This is a genomic window from Nocardiopsis valliformis DSM 45023 (assembly GCF_000340985.1).
Lineage (GTDB): Bacteria > Actinomycetota > Actinomycetes > Streptosporangiales > Streptosporangiaceae > Nocardiopsis > Nocardiopsis exhalans.
Genome location: NZ_ANAZ01000049.1, coordinates 1 through 16,862, shown reverse-complemented (window position 1 = coordinate 16,862; position 16,862 = coordinate 1). Strand labels below are relative to the sequence as shown.

Sequence of the window (16,862 nt, the reverse complement as noted above, 5' to 3'; positions counted from 1 at the left end):
AGTGCACGACATGTCCCAACCCCGGCTTCTCGGTGGCCGCTACGAACTCGACACGGTGGTCGGGCGCGGCGGTATGGCCGAGGTATACCGCGCACGCGACCTAAGGCTCGATCGGCTCGTCGCGATCAAGACGCTCCGACACGACATGGCCCGCGACCACGTTTTCCAGGCGCGCTTCCGAAGGGAGGCGCAGTCGGCGGCCTCCCTGAACCACCCTGCGATCATCGCGGTCTACGACACCGGCGAGGACATGGTCGACGGGGTGTCCATCCCGTACATCGTCATGGAGTACGTGGACGGGCGCACGCTCAAGGAGCTCCTGGACGACGACCGCAAGCTGCTGCCGGAGCGTTCGGCGGAGCTGGTGGACGGCATCCTCAAAGCTCTCGAGTACAGCCACGACAACGGGATCGTCCACCGGGACATCAAGCCCGCGAACGTCATGCTGACCAAGGCCGCCGACGTCAAGGTGATGGACTTCGGCATCGCGCGGTCCATGGACGACAACCAGGCGACGATGACCCAGGCCTCGCAGGTCATCGGTACCGCCCAGTACCTGTCCCCGGAGCAGGCGCGCGGTGAGCGGGTGGACCCGCGCAGCGACATCTACTCCACCGGTTGTGTGCTCTACGAACTGCTCACCAGCCGTCCGCCGTTCACCGGTGACTCTCCCGTCTCGATCGCCTACCAGCACGTCCGTGAGGAGCCGGTACCGCCGACCGAGGTGGACCAGCGGATCCCGGACTGGCTGGAGGACGTCACCCTCCGCGCGATGACCAAGGACCGCGAGGAGCGGTACCAGAACGCCGCGGAGATGCGTGCCGACATCCAGCGCGGCCTGGCCGGAATGCCCACCCAGGCGGGCACGATGGCGATGGCAGCGGCCGGGGCGACCACGGCGCTGCCGCCCGCGGACAGCGGCCGGTACGACGATGACTACGACGATTACGATGACGACTACGACGACCGGGACCAGAAGAAGGGCGGCGGGGGCAAGGCCGCCCTGTGGGCCCTGCTCGCGCTGGGCGTGATCGGCTCCCTCGTCCTGGTCTTCTTCCTGTTGAACCGCAGCAACGTGACCGAGGCTGAGACGATCGCCGTCCCGGACCTGGCCGGGAGCACGCTGGAGGCGGCGGAGTCCCAGCTCACCGAGGACGGGTTCGAGAACTACCGCTCCGAGGAACGGGCCGACGACGAGGTCGAGGAGGGGACGGTCATCGAGACCGATCCCGAGGCCGGTACCGAGATCGAGGCCACTGACACGATCGTCATCCACGTCTCCTCCGGGCCGGGCGCCCTGGAGGTCCCGAACGTGGAGAACCAGGCCGAGTCCGATGCGAGGAACACGCTGACCGAGGCCGGGTTCGAGAACGTCACCACAGAACGCAGGGCCAGCGACACCGTCACCGAGGGCAACGCGATCGGCACCGAGCCGTCCGCGGGTACTGACGCCGACCCCTCCGACGAGATCACGCTGCTCATCTCCTCCGGCCCCGAGCAGGTGGCGGTACCCGACCTACAGGGGATGACCCGTGAGCAGGCGCAGAACGCGCTGAGCCAGGCGGGGCTGAACGCGGAGTTCCAGGAGCAGCAGAACGGCGGGGCGCCGGAGAACACCGTCGTCAGCCAGTCGCCGGGCGCCCAGCAGAACGTGAACGCGGGCACCACGGTGACCGTGACGATCGCGGTGGCCCCGGACGAGGAGCCGACCGAGCCCGAGGAGCCGACGGACCCGGAGGAGCCCACGGATCCCGAGGAGCCAGGGGACCCGGAGGACCCGCCGCCGGGTGAGGACGGTTTCGTCTTCCGACGGGATTAGGCGGCCGGTAGGCAGGCGGTAGGAACGAGGACGGGCGGGGCTCCGCGGAGCCCCGCCCGTCCTCGTGTGCGCGGGTCCTGTGCGGGTCCTGTGCGCGGTTCCGGAGTCCCGCGTCCGTTGGGGGATTGGAATCTCCCGCCGGTGACTCGTGCCCCGCCCTGCGCGTAGACTGTGTTCCGTTCTGAACCGCCCCACATCCTGGAGCAGCGACCGTGCCCAAGTCCCGCAACGATCGCAAGAAGAAGGCTGTTTACACACCGCCTCCTTCCAAAGAGAAGCCGAAGGTCAGTCCGCGTTGGCTCGTGCCGACGATGCTGGGCTTCTTCATCCTGGGCATTCTCTGGATCGCGGTCTACTACATCGCGGGGTCCCAGGTGCCCTTCATGCAGGACTGGCACAACTGGAACCTGCTGATCGGCTTCAGCGGGATCATCGCGGCCGTCATCCTGTCGACACGCTGGCACTGACCCGGCCCTCCCGCACGCGGCTACGACGCCCCCTGTCGTAGGCGGGATCCGACAACGGCACCGACGTCCCCTCATGGGTGTTCGTTCGGCCTTCACCATGTTTTCCACAGGGTTATCCACAGGCTGTGGGTAGCTCTGTTTGCATGCCCTGAACCAGGTGCCACAGTTCGGTCGTACCGCCGGTCCGCCGGGTACTCCGACCGGTTCCGGCACGGTGTGCACTCAGCACGAAGGCCCTGGGAGAACCCGAGCTGCTCGGGTTTTCCCAGGGCCTTCGCCGTGCCCGGGTCACCCCGCCAGAGCCGCTCAGGCGGGCACCAGCGTGAACCAGACCGTCGGGGCCAGGAACACCAGGACCACCAGCAGCGCCACGTACAGGGCAACCATGAGCGCGTGCACGAGCGTGCGCCGCTTCGCCTGGCCGGTACCGGTACCTGTGCTGCGGCCGGCGCCGGTCGGCAGGTAGGCGAACACCGCGCCGACGGCCAGCCCGGCCACCAGACCGCCGATGTGGGCGGTCCAGGAGATGCCGGGGACCAGGAACGTGATGCCCAGGTTGAGCGCGAGCAGCACCAGGATCATCCGCATGTCCAGTCGCAGCCGCCGACCGATCACGAACACCGCGCCGAAGAGGGCGAAGATCGCGCCGGAGGCGCCGACCGAGAGCTGGTCCGGGGCGAAGAGCAGGCTCATGACGGACCCAGACAGGGCGCCCACCACCCACAGGGCGAGGAAACGTCCGTGGCCGAGCCAACGTTCCAGCTGCTGCCCCAGAAGGTACATCGCGTACCCGTTGAACAGCAGGTGCATGATCCCACCGTGCAGGAAGGCCGCGGTGATCAGCCGGTACCACTCGTCGTTGAAGAACGCGGCCCCGCCGTGCATGCCGAACGCCACGACCAGCGGCGACTGTCCGGCCTGCCCGACGGGGTCCGAGGTGCCCATCTGGACGAGGAAACCCACCACCATCATGACCAGGATCGTCCAGGTCACGTACGGCTTCTCGACGACCTTGCCCCCGAAGGTGGTCCGTGCGGACCGCACCTTCCGGTTTCCCTCCGCCACGCACTCGGGGCACTGGAACCCGACCGACGCCTCGACCATGCAGTCCGGGCAGATCGGCCGCGAGCACCGGGTGCAGCTGACCCCGGTCTCGCGGTCGCCGTGCCGGTAGCAGGTGCGGGGCGCGCCCGGCTCGGAGCCGGGCCCGGACGGGGTTCCGGGCGGAGGGGGAGATGCGGTCATGGGTGGGTCGTCACTCCTTCAGGGTCTCACCGCTGGAACTTCCGCTCTATCGGGTGATCTCGATGCTGTTGATCACCACGTCCTCGTGGGGACGGTCCTGAGCGTCGGTCGAGACCTTGGTGATCTCGGTGACGACGTCAGTGCCCTCGACGACCTCGCCGAAGATGGTGTGACGGCCGTTGAGCCAGTTGGGCTCACCGACAGTGATGAAGAACTGCGAGCCGTTGGTGCCCGGGCCCGCGTTGGCCATGGCCAGCAGGAACGGACGGTCGAAACGCAGGTCCGGGTGGATCTCGTCGCCGAACTTGTAGCCGGGGCCGCCGCGGCCGGAACCCAGAGGGTCCCCGCCCTGGATCATGAAACCGTCGATGACACGGTGGAAGATCGTGCCCTCGTAGAGGCTGTTGTTGGACGGCTTGCCCGTGCTCGGGTCCATCCACTGCTTCGAACCGTCGGCCAGCCCGATGAAGTTGGCGACCGTCTCCGGCGTCTCCTTCTCGAAGAGCTTGACAACGATGGTTCCCTTGGAGGTGTTCAGCCGCGCGGTGGGCTGACCCGTGGAGTCCGACACCTCAGTGCCTTTCGTCGAGTGAGATTTACGTGCTCACGTTACCGTTCCGTCCACCGCGTTTCGTCTCAACCCGACCGGCCGCGGCCGGTGGCAAGACCGTGTCGGGGTCATCCCGGGTCGAGTGGAACCGTCGGCGAAGACATGGAGCGGCGGCCGGTGTCGAAACGTAGATCACAGACGCAGAGGACGTATGTTGAGATAACACCCGGATAACGGGGAAGGACGACGAGAAGCCGCCCAGATCGGGGTCATGACGCGTCGGCCCCCGGGGTGGTGGGACCGTACGAACCGGTGAACGATCAAAGGAGCTGACGACGTGCCTATCACTGCCAAGCGTCGCAAGGCACGCAAGGAGGCGGAGGCGACCCTCGCCCGCCTGCAAGACCTGGCCAAGGAGCAGGCCGACCGGCTGGGCCCCTACGCCGACCAGGCGCGGGACCAGGCCGCAATCAAGCTCCTCCAGGCGCGTGGCTGGACGGCCCCCCGGCTGGAGACCGCGGCGCTCCGTGTCGAGGACACAGTGGCGCCCCGGGTGGCCGAACTCCTGACCACCGCCGCACAGCGAATCGACCCGAGCCCGGGTCGCCGCGGTCTGCGGCTGTTCCGTCGAGGAAACCGCCGCATCCCCCGCGGTGTCCTGATCGGCGGCGCGGCCGTGGCGGGCGGCGTAATCGTGTACTCGCTGATCCGCATGCGCCAGGCCTCCCAGGACGCCGAGTGGCAGGAACACCTGGACCAGGCCCGCGAGCAGGTCCGTGAGACCCGCGAGAACCTAGAGGAGAAGGCGGAGGACGTCGCTGACAGCGCGGCCGAGACGGCCAAGGCCACTAAGGCCAAGGCGAAGGAGAAGGTGCGTGCGGCGACCGCAGAGAGCCGCGCGCAGGACAACGGCCGCTCCGGAAGCTGACAGCCGACTGAGCCGTGCCGGGAGCCCCTGATCTGATGGGGCGCTCGGTGCGGCTCAGCTGTTTCTCTAGGTGTTCGGGCTCAGCTGCTGTCCCTGATCAGTTGTCGTCCTTGATCAGGCGGTAGACCATCGGGTACCTCCACCTGGCGCCCTGCAGACTGGCGATGGTCGCGATGATCGGCAGGACGACCCAGCCCAGGCCGATGAGGACCAGGGCCATCAGCGGGACGACCAACCAGAAGAGCAGTACGCTCACAACCCCGCCGATGAGGCAGAAGAGCTGGAAGTTGAGCGCCTCCATCGCCTGCCGCTTCAGGTAGGGCGACAGTTCCCCGCCGATGATCATCAGGACCAGCGGCGCCAGGAAGGGCAGGAACCAGGCGGACAGGTGCCCTGCGGCGGCGCCGACCTTCTCCACCGGGTTGTCCGTGGTCGGTCCGCGGTCCTTGGCCTTGTCCTTGGACTGGTTCCCGTTCTGCTGGGTGACGCCGGGGGCGTTCCCGGTCCCGCCGGGGGAGACCTGGACCCCGAGGTCGGTGGTGAGGGGTGCGAGGTCGTTGCTGACCTTGGCCCGCATCGCCTTGTCGAGCCGTTCTTCGAACTCGTCCTCGTCTAACTGCCCCTGCGAGTAGGCCTCGCGCAGCACCTCGGCCACGGCGTCCCGATCTGCGTGGGTGAGCCGAATCTGTGGTGCGTGCGTGGCGGGGCTTCGATCCCACGGGTTCCGCCACTGCGGGTTCTGCGGGTTCTGCACGGCCATCCCCACTCCCAAGCTGCTCTGGTGAGCACGGCCGTACGAGGATGACCGCGCCCTCCTCCATGATGCGGCATAACGCGGGGTACCGATATGGGGGGCGTCCCTGATCCTCCCCTGATCCGTCCCTCCCCCGAAAGGAGGAGGACGGCATCGACTTTGGTCGGGACGCGCCACGCACCACCGCGATCGCCGTCACGCCCGTGGGCGTGCCACGCGGACATCCTCGTATCTCCAGGGCGGGTTCGACGAACTCGCCCTCGGCCTCAGCAGCTTGCTCTCATGCCGTCCAGCTCAGCCGCCCGGGCTCCCCTCCCCGGCGGCGGTCCCCGTCACTGGTGTGCGACGGCGGGTACCGCGGGCTCTGCGGGCACCGGGGGCACCGCAGGCGTACCGGTGCGTACCGGCTCCGGCTGGGTCTGCTCCTCCTCATAGCGTTTCTCCGCGCTGGTGAGCAGGTCGTACCAGCTGGTGACGTCCTTGCGCCGACGCAGCAGGGCGCGGCGCTCGCGTTCGGTCATGCCTCCCCAGACACCGAACTCGATCCGGCTGTCCAGTGCCTCGGCGAGGCACTGGGTACGTACCGGGCAGCCCCGGCAGATCAACTTGGCGCGGTTCTGCGCGGCACCCTGAACAAACAGTGCGTCGGGGTCGATTTCGCGGCACTTGGCACGAGCCGCCATCTTCTCATTCCACATGTTGCCCCACTCCCAAGATCAGCATGTGTGGTGATCGGAACCCACCGGGCGGTACGACCGCCGGTGGCACGAGGGACAGTTGGCCGATGCGAGGACGGTGCACGATGCCGGGCGGGGGGCCGCGCGGCTCGTCTTCGGGGGTCGATCGTTTCGGCGCGCTGTGTTCCTCGTTGTCGTTGGTGTCGAAACTACGGATCGCCGGAGTTCACCAACAGGCCCCAAGAGGCCTATTTCTCATATGGCCCACTAGGACCATTGCCTCTTAAGGAAGTGTCATCATACACACACGGAGAGTCACTGCATGTGATACAAGCACCCCCACGCAACCGCAATGAAAGGTCAGCCTCAGACCATTACCCTGAATCGGCTATGACCTGCGACTTCATGTCATCCCATGAGGGACTCACCCCACTGCGACAGGCCCACCCCAACAGGACACCCCGTCACCGACCCCACCCGAACGGGCTATGCGGCCCCCCGGACAGACACACTGCGCAAACCCACAGGTCACCCATTTCCCACCCACACGAACAGCTCCAGAACTACTGTTTAGTAACCTCGAAAAATTCTCCCTCTTTGAGCAGGAGGTCCCTTATCAATCTGACCAAAGGTCCCAGAATATGGTTTTCCGCCCGAATAGTTCATAGGCTGAGATTCGAGACAACCGTGCCCTCAGGAGGGCACCCGGTAGCGGGCGGCCATCGCCAGGGCGCGGTCGCGCAGGGCCGTACGCAACCACCCGGGGGCCAGGACCTCGCCCGCCGCACCCAGCTGCCACAGCGCCCATTCGGCGTGCCGCGCGTCCTGGAAGGTCACCTCCAGCCGCGGCCAGCCGTCCGCGCCGGTTTCCTCCCCGGTCTCCCCGTTCTCCTCGGTGCGGACGGCCAGAGCGCTGCTCACCAGTTCCTCGCGCCGCGCCGGATCCACCCGGGCCCGCACGATGACCCGGTCGACACCGGACAGGAACTGCGCACAGCGCTCCCGCCAGACCCGGTCCAGATCGACCCGGTCCGGCCGCCGCGCAGGCTCGGCGAGTTCCTCGGCGGCCAGCACCCGCGACAGCCGGTAGGTGCGATCCTGCCCGGCTCTCGTGGCCAGCAGGTAGCTCCGGTCCCCCACGGTGACTAGACCGACCGGGTCCACCGTGCGCCATTTCGGGGCCTGGTCCACCGCCGCGTAGCGGATGCGCAGCCGGCGCCCGGCGAACACCGCGCGCCGGACCTCGGCCATGGCCGTTTCGGGAGCCCCCTCGGTGACCACCGGGCGGGAGAGCAGGTCGGTCTCCGGGTCGACGAGCAACCGCTGGACCGCGTCGCTCGCGGTGGACCGGTGGCCTTCGGGCAGCGCGTCCACCACCTTGCGCATGGCCGAGGCGAGCGGCGACCCGAGACCGAGTACCTGGTCGCCGCGGGCCGAACCGGCGACCAGCAGGGCGAGGGCCTCGTCGTGGTTGAGTCCGGTGAGCTCGGTCTGGAAACCGGGCAGCAACGCGAAACCTCCGTGCCGGCCGCGCTCGGCGTAGACCGGCACCCCGGCCGCGGACAGCGCCTCGATATCGCGCAACACGGTGCGGGTGGAGACCTCCAGCTCCCGCGCGAGCGTGTCCGCGGTCAGCTGCCCGCGCTGGCGCAGCAGCAACACCAGTGAGACCAAGCGATCAGCACGCATGGAAAAAACCTACTGAATACCCGACAGGGGATGTCGTGATTTGTGGAGAGGCTGATCAGAGCAACGGCAAACGACACCTTTGGGAGCTGACATGGCCATCGAGCGAACCGCGGTCAACCCGTGGACCTGGTCAACGGAGCTGGGCTACAACCAGGGCGAACTCGTCTCCGGGCACACCCGGACCCTGTACTGCTCCGGACAGACCGCTATGAACGCCGAAGGCAAACCAGAGCACCCCGACGACATGGCGGCGCAGCTGACGCTGACCCTCGACAACCTGGAAGCGGTGCTCGCGGAGGGCGGCATGGCCCTGGCGAACCTGGTCCGGCTCAACGTCTACACCACCGACGTCGACCGGCTCTTCGAGCACTACGGCGTCCTCGCCGCCAGGCTGGGCGCCGCAGGCGCGGCCCCGTCCACCACGATGCTCGGCGTGACCCGCCTGGCCATCCCGAGCCTGATCGTCGAACTCGAGGGCACCGCCATGGCGTAATCCGGTCCGCAAAACACCACAGGGCCCGAATCTCAGTGGAGGATGCTGTTGGTTAATCCCGGAGTGGGGCCTGTGTGGGGCTTGTGTGGGGGCCTGTGTGGGGGCCTGTGTGGGGGCCTGTGTGGGGGCCTGTGTGGGGGCCTGTGTGGGGGCCTGTGTGGGGCCTGGGGTTTCGTTTCTGGGTTCGGGTTGCGGTTCCCCCGTTTCCCGCCGCTTGATGGTTGCCGTCTCCGCTGCGCGCGTCAAGGTAGTCGCGTCAAGGGCTTCGCCCGGAGCGCTCCACCTTGACCCGCTTCGCTGCGACGGCGGTTGGCGGCTATCGGGAAACGGGGGAGGAGTGGTCGGGGTGGTAGACGGGCCCCAAAGGGCCCAACGGCAACTGCCAACTGCCTCGGCCTTCGGCCGGCGCCTTCCCCAGCCCGGCGCCCACCGCCTGGCCGTGTCGCGGCCGGTCACTCGCCCAGACGGAAAAGCGGCAGCGAGGGCACCAGGCTCCCCAGCCCGGCGCGAATCGGGTCGCGTGTCGCGGCCGGTCACCCGTGCCAGCGAACACCACCAGCGGCCCGCCAGGCCCCCGGGAACGGTTTCGGCCCCTTTCCCGAAGATGATCTTGCTACCAGAAGCGAAATCAGCGCCGAACTTGCCTCTGGTAGCAAGATCACCGGGAATGAGGGGGTTTCGGAAGCAGCGGACAGCCTCCAGGTACAGGTTACGGACACCCCGGCTTGCCCAGAGCCAACACCACAGCGCTGAACCCCACCCTCGCCGCCGCTTGTCCGATGGCACGCATAACCGGCCGCGACACGTGGCCCGGTCCGCGCAGGCCTGGGGAAACCGGGGCCGTCGCTGCGGCTTTTCGTTGCCCGCCTTGACCGGCCGCGACACGCGACCCGATCCGCGCAGAGCTGGGGAAGGCACCGGCCGAAGGCCGAGGTAGTGAGTAGTTGGCCCCTTTGGGGGCCCGTCTGCCACCCCGGACCACACCTGCCCCGTTTCCCGATAGCCGCCAACCGCCGTCGTAGCGAAGCGGGTCAAGGTGGAGCGCCCGCAGCGAAGCGAGGACGAACGACCTTGACGCGCGCAGCGGAGACGGCAACCATCAAGCGGCGGGAAACGGGGGAACCGCAACCCGAACCGCAGGCACCAGGCACCAGGCCCCAGGCCCCAGGCACCAGGCCCCAGGCACCAGGCCCCAGACCCCAGACCCCAGACCCCAGACCCCACCCAGGATGCCCTACCCGAGCCTGACACAGAGAAGCCTCCCTATGTCAGCCTCTCCGCTCCTCCGGACCCCAACGCTGCGGATTCGCCAACAGCATCCTCAGTGGAGATTCGGGCCCTGCTGAACACAGTGAGGGTCTGGGGGTCGTCCCCCAGGAGAAACAACGGAACGACCCGGCGAAGAGGCCGAAGGCCCCGAGCAGGGTCGTTCCAGAGTGGAGTGGAGCCAAGGAGATTCGAACTCCTGGCCTCCGGTATGCAAAACCGGCGCTCTGCCAACTGAGCTATGGCCCCTCCAGACCAGGGATGGATTCCTGGTCACCAAGAGAGCATACCCGCATCGGAAAGCTGCCCCGGTCACGGAGCGGGAAAACCCGGGGTCCGGGGGCTGCCAGGGACCCGATGCAGCACAAAGCCGTGGGTCGCACCACGGGATTGTCGGCCCACCCACGTCTTCGTGTCACTCTCAAACGGACGTTCGGTGACACACGCGGGTGTACACCGTTGACCCGTTGGAAACCTCCCGGCCCCCTGACGGTGGCCGTTGGGATCCGCTGATCAGCTCTCGCTGGCCGCGGTGGCTTCCGTCCACAGGTCGAGCTCGGCACGGTCCGCCTGGATCTTGCGGTAGACGGCGAAAGCCCCGAGGGCCACCAGCGCCAGAACGATGATCTTCTTCACTGTCCGGACCCTTTCTCTGTTGGAAAACCGGTCGTACTCACGGACTCCCGCCCGGGGGCGGGGCTCCGAGGGCAACTTTATGAGGTTGTCACCTAGCAGACTAGCAAGCCATGGCGAGCTGTCCCCGCCATGGTGGACCGATTCACACCGGCTTCTGCGCCTGATCCGCGCTGAGGCGGTTCCGTACGGTCATGTCAGCAGCGCCATCCGACGCAGAATACCGACCGTGGCCTGCGGAGACGCGGCGATTCGGGTCAGATCCTCCCAGACCAGACGACAGGAGCGGACTGATTCCTCGGCTTCGATGATTCCGCCACCCTGGGTGGCCTCGACATAGGCGAGGTCGGCCTCGTCCTCCTCGAACTCCAGGATGGAGAAGGGTCCGGCCAGGCCGGCGTGCGGACCGGCGGAGGTCGGCAGCAGCTGAACCGTCACGCGTTCGGACTGGGTGGCCAGCTCGACGATCCGGTTGGCCTGGGCCCGCAGCAGGCCCAGATCGGCGGAGACGCGTTGGAGGGCGTCCTCCTCCACCACCGCGTGGTAGCGGACCAGCGAGCCGGAGTCGAGGATCTCCTGGCGTTTGAGGTGGGCGGCGACCATCCGTTCGGCGGCCCGCCCGTCGCGGCCGAGGGAGCGCGCCAGGGCGGCGGTGTAGTCCGGGGTCTGGAGCAGGTCCGGGACGAGGATGCCCGCGTAGGACTGGATGGACACCGCCCCGGCCTCGTTGCCGACGTAGGCGGAGGAGAGGACATCCTCGTACTCGGTCCACCACGGCCTCAGCCGGGACTCGCGGACGAGCGTCAGAATGGCCTCGCGCTGCCCCCCGGTGACCCCGTAGAGGCGCAGCAGCGCGGAGATCTCCATGACCGAAGGCCATTTACGGATCCCGGTCTCGATGTGCCCGAGCTTGGCGGGCGACCACTCGAGCTCCTCCGCCACGTCGTTGAGGGTCAGGCCCGCCTGCACACGGCGACGGCGGAGCTCGGCGGACAGTCGCCGACGGCGAACCGTGGGGCTGGTCATAACACTGATCCAATGACGCAGAGTGTCGGGATTATCTCACCAGAGAAACACGGCATCTAGCATCTAGCAATGAGTCTCTAGAAAAGAGCGACCGTTTCGATGCATTAGGGGAGGGGCGGGATACGCGGCCCTCCGGGAAAATCCGCAGCTTTGTTACAATGAGTGACTGGATTTGCGTACCAGGGAGTCACACGAGAGTGAGCGTCCAACGCCCTTTCCTCGGTTCACAGTCCTCGGGCCACATCAGCCCCACCGGCACCCGGGTACGGCCGGGCGGGAAGAATGGGCCGGGAGTGGGAGGAGCCGCACACCCCGCCAATGCCCGCGGGGCGCACTTTGTGACCTTGTGTCGTGTTTGCCGTATTCCACTGTTCAGGGGAGGAAAGCGCGTACGATGCTTGAGGCGCCCGTCCCGGCGGGCGTACCCGCACACGTAGAGGAAACCCATGAGCTACCCGCTTGACGACGCCGAGCAGCTGATCGCGAACGCGGAGGCCCAGATGCCTCCGAGCACCCGGTCACGCCTCATCGCGAAACTCCGTATGGGTAAGCACATCGACGACGCGGCGGGAGAGCTGGGCATCAGCCCCAAGCAGGTCTTCTCCACCGCGCGCGTCCTCAAGCCCTTCGGTGAGCAGCTCGACGCCACCCTCACCGACCAGCGCGACCCGTCCCTGCCCCACGGCAGCGTCACCGGGTACAACAAGCGCTGCCGCTGCCCCGAGTGCAGGAGCGCCCTCCAGCAACGCGTCTGAACCGTTTGAACCGTTCGGGGCCCGGTCCGAAACCCGGCCCCGAACACCTCGGCCCATTCCGGCCACTTCCATGACCTGCATAAACGCGCTGTTAACCCAGACTTCTCGAACCAATACGCCCTACGGAGGCTTATGGGGCGAGAGTTCGGGGGAGACCGCTGACATGAACGAGCACGTGGACTGGTCGGCGATGAGCGAGGACGACTTCGTTGCGCTGCTGAGGCAGCTCATCGATATTCCGGAAGCCGACGAGGACTAGCGCGGGACCCCGGCGGTCCCGTACCGCCGTCCGGTCCCGTCGCTACGACGGTTCCCCCTACCCCCGGTGCGTGTTCGGCAGACACGCCCCTGCCCGCCCCGTACCCCTCGGAGACAGGGGCGGTAACTCCCCCGAAGGTTCGGGCGAACGCACAGCTGGTGTTCTCAGCTGTGCCCCGCCGTCACCGTCGGCCGGGTCTCCCAGCCGTGCGCCCTCGCCGCCTCACCGGTGAAGAAGGCGACCTCCCCGGAGACCCGGATCCGCACGCGCGCGCCGATCGCGGGGGCCGGATGACGGTGCGAGCGCGCCCTGACCCGCGTTCCGGAACCGTCCACCGCCAGGTAGACCACGCTGTCGTGCCCGGCGAAGACCACGTCCGCCACCCGGCCGGGGACACCCCCGTCGAAGTCGGCCGGCACCTCGTCCGCCAGGTCGAACTCGATGCGTTCGGGCCTCAGCACGACCGATCCCTCACCCCGCTGGCCCTCGGTGTAGGGGGCCAGTGTTCCCAGGGCGCATTCCACCCCCGCGGAACCCAGCTCGCCCGGGATCACCACGGTCTCCCCCAGGTACTTGGCCAGTCCCGCGTCGCCCGGGCGTTCGTACACCTCGCGGGGTGTCCCGCTCTGCATGATCTCCCCCTCGCGCATCAGCGCCACGCTGTCCGCGGTGGACAGCGCCTCCTCGGGGTCGTGGGTCACCAGCAGGGCGGTCACCCCAGCGGTGTGCAGTACCTGCCGAACCTCCTCCCGCAGCCCCGACCGTAGTGCAGGGTCGAGCGCGTTGAAGGGTTCGTCCAGCATGATCAGGGCCGGTTCGGGGGCCAGGGCCCGGGCCAGGGCGACTCGCTGCTGCTGACCGCCGGACAGCTCGTGCGGCATCCGAGCGGCGTACCCGGTCAACCCCACCAGCTCCAGGACCTCCTCGGTACGGGCCCGGCGACGGGTGCGGCCGCCCACTCGCTCCCGCCACCCCCGGCCCAGACCGAACGCAACGTTGCGGGCCACGGACATGTGCGGGAAGAGAGCGCCCTCCTGGGGCACCACGCCCACGCCCCGGCGCTCGGGGCGCACGTGGGATCCGAGCCCCTGGGCCAGGACGCGTTCACCGATCCGGATCGTTCCGGAATCCAGCCGTTCGAACCCGGCAACCAGCCGGAGCAGGGTGGTCTTCCCGCAGCCCGACGGGCCGAGCAGGGCACCGAGCGAGCCCTCGGGAACCGACATGTCGACCCCGTGCAGCACACCGGTGCGACCGAAAGACTTCTCCGCCCCCTCGACGACGAGACCGCTCACGGGGATCACCTCTCCATTGCCGTGGCCTTGCGGCCGAGTACGAACGCGGGCACCGAGGCCAGGACGATGAGCATCATCGCGTAGGGCGCTGCGGCAGCGAAGCGGCCCACGTTGGTGGCCGACCAGAGCCGCATCGCGATGGTCTCCATCCCGGTGGGGTGCAGCATGAGCGTCACCGGGAGCTCTTTCATGCAGGTCAGGAAGACGAGTGTGGCACCGGCCGCCACTCCGGGGAAGGCCAGGGGAAGCGTGACCCGGGTGAACACCTGCGGGGGAGTGCGGCCCAGCGAACGGCCGATTTCCTCCAGCCCCGGCGGGGACTGGGCGACGGCGCTGCGCACCGAGCCGACCGCCGCGGGCAGGAACAGCAGTGCGTAGGCGAAGATCAGCAGGGGGAGCTGCTGGTACAGCGCGAAGGCGTGGTTCACCGCGAAGTAGACCAGCGCCACGGCGACCACCACACCGGGCATCGAGTAGCCCATCCAGGTGGCCCCCTCCAGCAGGCGGGGGACCCGGCCTCGGTGGCGGGCCGCGAGGATGCCGACGGGCAGCGCGAGGACCAGGGTGACGGCGGCACCGGCCGCGGAGACGCCGAGCGTGGTCAGCGCGGTCTCCACCATCCGGGGCAGGTCGACCCCGGCCGAGGAGCCCCGGGCGATCCAGTAGCTGAGGCTGACGACAGGGAAGACCAGGGCGGCCGCGGCGACCAGGACGAACGGTAGCACCAGCAGAGCGCCGGTCAGCGCCCGCACGGCGGGGGCCAGACCCGGCGCACGGGTGAGTTTGGGGGGGAGCTGTTCGAGGAGTTCGGCCGACACGTCACGGGGCGGGCGAGTCCGCGTGGCACCCGAGCCGACCCGGCTGAACCGAGCGCGGCCGCGGGCCCGGGCCTCACCCCACAGCACCAGGAGGGTGACGGCGACCAGGACCGCGCTCAGCGAGGCCGCACTGGCCATGTCGAAGCGGTTGGCGTAGTCGTTGTAGATGGCTCTGGTGATGGTGTCGTAGCGCATGGTGGCCACGGAACCGAAATCGGAGAGCACGTACAGCGCGACCAGCAGCGAACCCGCCGCGGCCGAGGGCTGTACGTGCCGGAGCGTCACCCGGGTCAGGACGTACCAGGGGCCGCGGCCCAGGGAACGGGCCACCTCCTCCTGGTCCCGGTCGGCCAGGCTCAGGGCGGCGACCACGGGCAGGAAGACGTAGGGGTACGTGCACAGGGTGAGGACGATCGCCGAACCGACGAAACCGCGGACCTCGGGGACCGCCTCCATCCACACCATCGCGGCGACATAGCTCGGGATGGCCAGGGGGAGTGTGGCGACCAGAGCCCAGAACCGGTTTCCGGGCAGACGTACCCGCGACACGAGCAGGGCCAGCCCGACCCCGAGGACCAGGCAGCCCGCGGTGACGGTCGCGGTCAGGGTGAGGCTGTTGACCAGGAGTTCGACGGTGCGGCCCCGGGTCAGCGCCTCGACCAGGGCGGACGGGCCCTCCGAGAAGGCCTGGAAGAGCACGTAGAGCAGCGGCAGGACTGCCAGTACCGCTGTCGCCCCCGCCAGGAGGTACAGGGGCAGAGCGAGCGGCAGGGAGAAGGGTAGGGAGACAACACGGCCGGAGCCTCCCCTCTTCTGGGAAGGCTCCGGCTTGGTGCGTCCGTGGTGGACGTCGGTCACTCCAGGCCCGCCTCGCGGAGCATCTCGACCGTCTCGTCCAGGGAGTGCAGGTCGCTCAGATCGATGTCGGGCTGCTCGAGGGTGCCGACCTCGGGCAGGCCCTCACCCAGCTCCACGCCGTCCACCAGCGGGTACTCAGAGGTCTCGTTGGTGAAGTAGCCCTGGGCCTCGTCGCTGAGGAGGTACTCCAGAGCGGTCTGGGCGCCCTCGGGGTTCGAGGCGTTGGCGGTGATGGCCGCACCCGCCACGTTCACCAGGCCGCCGGCGTCGCCCGCGGGCAGGTAGTGCAGCTCGGAGGTGACCTCGTCCGGGGTCTCCTTCATGCGCTCGTACCAGTAGTAGTGGTTGTTCAGGCTGATGTCGATCTCGCCGGTCTCAAGGCCGTCGAGCATCGAGCGGTTGTTCTCGAAGGTCTGGACGTCGTTGGCGACCATGTCCTCCAGCCACTGCTCGGCGGCCTCTTCGCCCTCGATCACGCGCAGGCCGGTGACGAAGGCCTGGAAGCTGGCGTTGGTCGGGGCGATGCCGACCCGGCCCTCCCACTCGGGGTCGGTCAGATCCAGCACGCTGTCCGGGACGTCGTCGACGTTCTCGGGGTTGTAGGCGATGACCCGGGAGCGTCCGGAGATGCCGACCCACTCGCCGTTGGTGGCCCGGTACTCGGCGGGCACCTGGTCGGTGATCTCGGACGGCAGCTCAGCCAGGAGGCCCTCCTGGACGAGGAAGCCGAGAGCGCCCGCGTCCTGCCCGATGAACAGGTCGGCGTTGGTGTCCTCGCCCTCGGTCTCGATCTGGTTGGCCATCTGGGCGGTGTCGCCGTAACGGACGTCGATCTCCAGGCCGGTGGACTCGCGCATCATGTCGATGAGCGGGTCGATGAGCTCCTGGTCTCGGCCGGAGTAGATGGTGATGGCCTCGTCGGCGTCACCGTTCTCGCCGGACGCGGAGTCGTCGCCGCCACAGGCGGTGGCCATCAGAGCGAAAACGGGCACCGCGACGAGCGCGAGCCTGAATCGCTGGGGGAGGGCGTTCATCGGGTTCTCCTACCGAGGTTCATGGGTATTAGACTCGGCCGGCCCGAGTACACAACGAAGGCGAGCCTAACTCAGGGAAGGCTGTCCTTACAATGTTAAACCCGATGGTAATCAACGTTTACCCCAGTGACACGCATTACAAATAAGGTCAACAGTCACCATCTGCACATTAGTTCACAGGAAGAACACTAGAAACAAAAAAGGGATCATCCGATAATAGGATGACCCCATGAAAAAAATAAGAATAATAAAAAAGGAGGAGGCTCGTTCCGAAGAACGAACCCCCTCCCCTCAAG

Annotated in this window: 15 protein-coding genes and 1 tRNA gene; 5 read left to right on the top strand and 11 right to left on the bottom strand. The window is 67.9% G+C overall.

Features of this window, described 5'->3' with window-relative positions:
- Nucleotides 1-10 precede the first annotated feature (10 nt).
- Nucleotides 11-1,819 carry a Stk1 family PASTA domain-containing Ser/Thr kinase gene (gene pknB, locus D457_RS0129240; RefSeq protein ID WP_026117154.1) on the top strand — a complete coding sequence of 603 codons (1,809 nt, stop codon included), beginning with the start codon at nucleotides 11-13 and terminating at the stop codon, nucleotides 1,817-1,819.
- A gap of 212 nt (nucleotides 1,820-2,031) precedes the next feature.
- Complete coding sequence (locus D457_RS0129235; protein ID WP_026117153.1) at nucleotides 2,032-2,286, top strand: cell division protein CrgA; 255 nt, start codon at nucleotides 2,032-2,034, stop codon at nucleotides 2,284-2,286.
- A gap of 306 nt (nucleotides 2,287-2,592) precedes the next feature.
- Here the strand turns inward: D457_RS0129235 and D457_RS0129230 are convergent, their stop codons facing one another.
- Nucleotides 2,593-3,531: a rhomboid family intramembrane serine protease gene (locus D457_RS0129230; protein WP_193374551.1), complete on the bottom strand. Its 939-nt coding sequence runs from the start codon at nucleotides 3,529-3,531 to the stop codon at nucleotides 2,593-2,595.
- A gap of 46 nt (nucleotides 3,532-3,577) precedes the next feature.
- Nucleotides 3,578-4,102, bottom strand: a complete 525-nt coding sequence (locus tag D457_RS0129225) for a peptidylprolyl isomerase (protein ID WP_017584212.1) — start codon at nucleotides 4,100-4,102, stop codon at nucleotides 3,578-3,580.
- A gap of 316 nt (nucleotides 4,103-4,418) precedes the next feature.
- Between D457_RS0129225 and D457_RS36015 the strand changes: the two genes are divergently transcribed.
- The gene (locus D457_RS36015; RefSeq protein WP_017584211.1) at nucleotides 4,419-5,009 is read left to right on the top strand and encodes a hypothetical protein; all 591 of its coding nucleotides are present in this window, start codon (nucleotides 4,419-4,421) and stop codon (nucleotides 5,007-5,009) included.
- Nucleotides 5,010-5,106: 97 nt separating this feature from the next.
- Here the strand turns inward: D457_RS36015 and D457_RS0129215 are convergent, their stop codons facing one another.
- The 3 genes from D457_RS0129215 to D457_RS0129205 form a co-directional block, all read right to left on the bottom strand.
- The gene (locus D457_RS0129215; RefSeq protein WP_017584210.1) at nucleotides 5,107-5,769 is read right to left on the bottom strand and encodes a DUF1707 and DUF4870 domain-containing protein; all 663 of its coding nucleotides are present in this window, start codon (nucleotides 5,767-5,769) and stop codon (nucleotides 5,107-5,109) included.
- Nucleotides 5,770-6,095: 326 nt separating this feature from the next.
- Nucleotides 6,096-6,461: a WhiB family transcriptional regulator gene (locus tag D457_RS37620; protein ID WP_017584209.1), complete on the bottom strand. Its 366-nt coding sequence runs from the start codon at nucleotides 6,459-6,461 to the stop codon at nucleotides 6,096-6,098.
- Nucleotides 6,462-7,133: 672 nt separating this feature from the next.
- Nucleotides 7,134-8,129, bottom strand: coding sequence for a helix-turn-helix transcriptional regulator (locus D457_RS0129205; RefSeq protein ID WP_026117151.1), 996 nt, complete (start codon nucleotides 8,127-8,129; stop codon nucleotides 7,134-7,136).
- A 97-nt stretch (nucleotides 8,130-8,226) separates the two neighbouring features.
- Between D457_RS0129205 and D457_RS0129200 the strand changes: the two genes are divergently transcribed.
- Entirely contained in the window at nucleotides 8,227-8,622 is a 396-nt protein-coding gene (locus D457_RS0129200; RefSeq protein WP_026117150.1) for a RidA family protein, read from the top strand.
- A gap of 1,442 nt (nucleotides 8,623-10,064) precedes the next feature.
- On the opposite strand, the gene D457_RS0129195 is transcribed toward D457_RS0129200, so the two are convergent.
- The 3 genes from D457_RS0129195 to D457_RS0129185 all read right to left on the bottom strand — a co-directional run bounded on the left by D457_RS0129195 (nucleotide 10,065) and on the right by D457_RS0129185 (nucleotide 11,547).
- A tRNA-Ala gene (locus D457_RS0129195) sits at nucleotides 10,065-10,137 on the bottom strand.
- A gap of 264 nt (nucleotides 10,138-10,401) precedes the next feature.
- Nucleotides 10,402-10,524 carry a DLW-39 family protein gene (locus D457_RS37350; protein ID WP_014912962.1) on the bottom strand — a complete coding sequence of 41 codons (123 nt, stop codon included), beginning with the start codon at nucleotides 10,522-10,524 and terminating at the stop codon, nucleotides 10,402-10,404.
- A gap of 189 nt (nucleotides 10,525-10,713) precedes the next feature.
- Nucleotides 10,714-11,547, bottom strand: a complete 834-nt coding sequence (locus D457_RS0129185; RefSeq protein ID WP_039832023.1) for a helix-turn-helix domain-containing protein — start codon at nucleotides 11,545-11,547, stop codon at nucleotides 10,714-10,716.
- A gap of 446 nt (nucleotides 11,548-11,993) precedes the next feature.
- On the opposite strand from D457_RS0129185, the gene D457_RS0129180 reads away from it, so the two are divergent.
- Nucleotides 11,994-12,302, top strand: a complete 309-nt coding sequence (locus D457_RS0129180) for a hypothetical protein (RefSeq protein WP_017584205.1) — start codon at nucleotides 11,994-11,996, stop codon at nucleotides 12,300-12,302.
- 423 nt (nucleotides 12,303-12,725) lie between these two features.
- Here D457_RS0129180 and D457_RS33710 read toward each other — a convergent pair whose 3' ends face one another.
- From D457_RS33710 to D457_RS0129160, 3 genes are read right to left on the bottom strand one after another with little or no spacing between them, the layout of a single operon-like run.
- On the bottom strand, nucleotides 12,726-13,856 hold the full coding sequence (locus D457_RS33710; RefSeq protein WP_051073069.1) for an ABC transporter ATP-binding protein: 1,131 nt from the start codon (nucleotides 13,854-13,856) through the stop codon (nucleotides 12,726-12,728).
- Nucleotides 13,857-13,861: 5 nt separating this feature from the next.
- The gene (locus tag D457_RS0129165) at nucleotides 13,862-15,532 is read right to left on the bottom strand and encodes an ABC transporter permease (RefSeq protein ID WP_017584202.1); all 1,671 of its coding nucleotides are present in this window, start codon (nucleotides 15,530-15,532) and stop codon (nucleotides 13,862-13,864) included.
- The gene (locus D457_RS0129160) at nucleotides 15,529-16,566 is read right to left on the bottom strand and encodes an iron ABC transporter substrate-binding protein (RefSeq protein ID WP_017584201.1); all 1,038 of its coding nucleotides are present in this window, start codon (nucleotides 16,564-16,566) and stop codon (nucleotides 15,529-15,531) included. The genes D457_RS0129165 and D457_RS0129160 overlap by 4 nt, the downstream gene beginning before the upstream one ends.
- Nucleotides 16,567-16,862: the final 296 nt, after the last annotated feature.

Excerpts from the sequence above, each read along its gene's own strand:
- pknB (WP_026117154.1), top strand. The coding sequence starts at position 11 with ATGTCCCAACCCCGGCTTCTCGGTGGCCGCTACGAACTCGACACGGTG.
- D457_RS0129230 (WP_193374551.1), bottom strand. The coding sequence starts at position 3,531 with ATGACCGCATCTCCCCCTCCGCCCGGAACCCCGTCCGGGCCCGGCTCC.
- D457_RS0129215 (WP_017584210.1), bottom strand. The coding sequence starts at position 5,769 with ATGGCCGTGCAGAACCCGCAGAACCCGCAGTGGCGGAACCCGTGGGAT.
- D457_RS37620 (WP_017584209.1), bottom strand. The coding sequence starts at position 6,461 with ATGTGGAATGAGAAGATGGCGGCTCGTGCCAAGTGCCGCGAAATCGAC.
- D457_RS0129205 (WP_026117151.1), bottom strand. The coding sequence starts at position 8,129 with ATGCGTGCTGATCGCTTGGTCTCACTGGTGTTGCTGCTGCGCCAGCGC.
- D457_RS0129185 (WP_039832023.1), bottom strand. The coding sequence starts at position 11,547 with ATGACCAGCCCCACGGTTCGCCGTCGGCGACTGTCCGCCGAGCTCCGC.
- D457_RS0129180 (WP_017584205.1), top strand. The coding sequence starts at position 11,994 with ATGAGCTACCCGCTTGACGACGCCGAGCAGCTGATCGCGAACGCGGAG.
- D457_RS0129160 (WP_017584201.1), bottom strand. The coding sequence starts at position 16,566 with ATGAACGCCCTCCCCCAGCGATTCAGGCTCGCGCTCGTCGCGGTGCCC.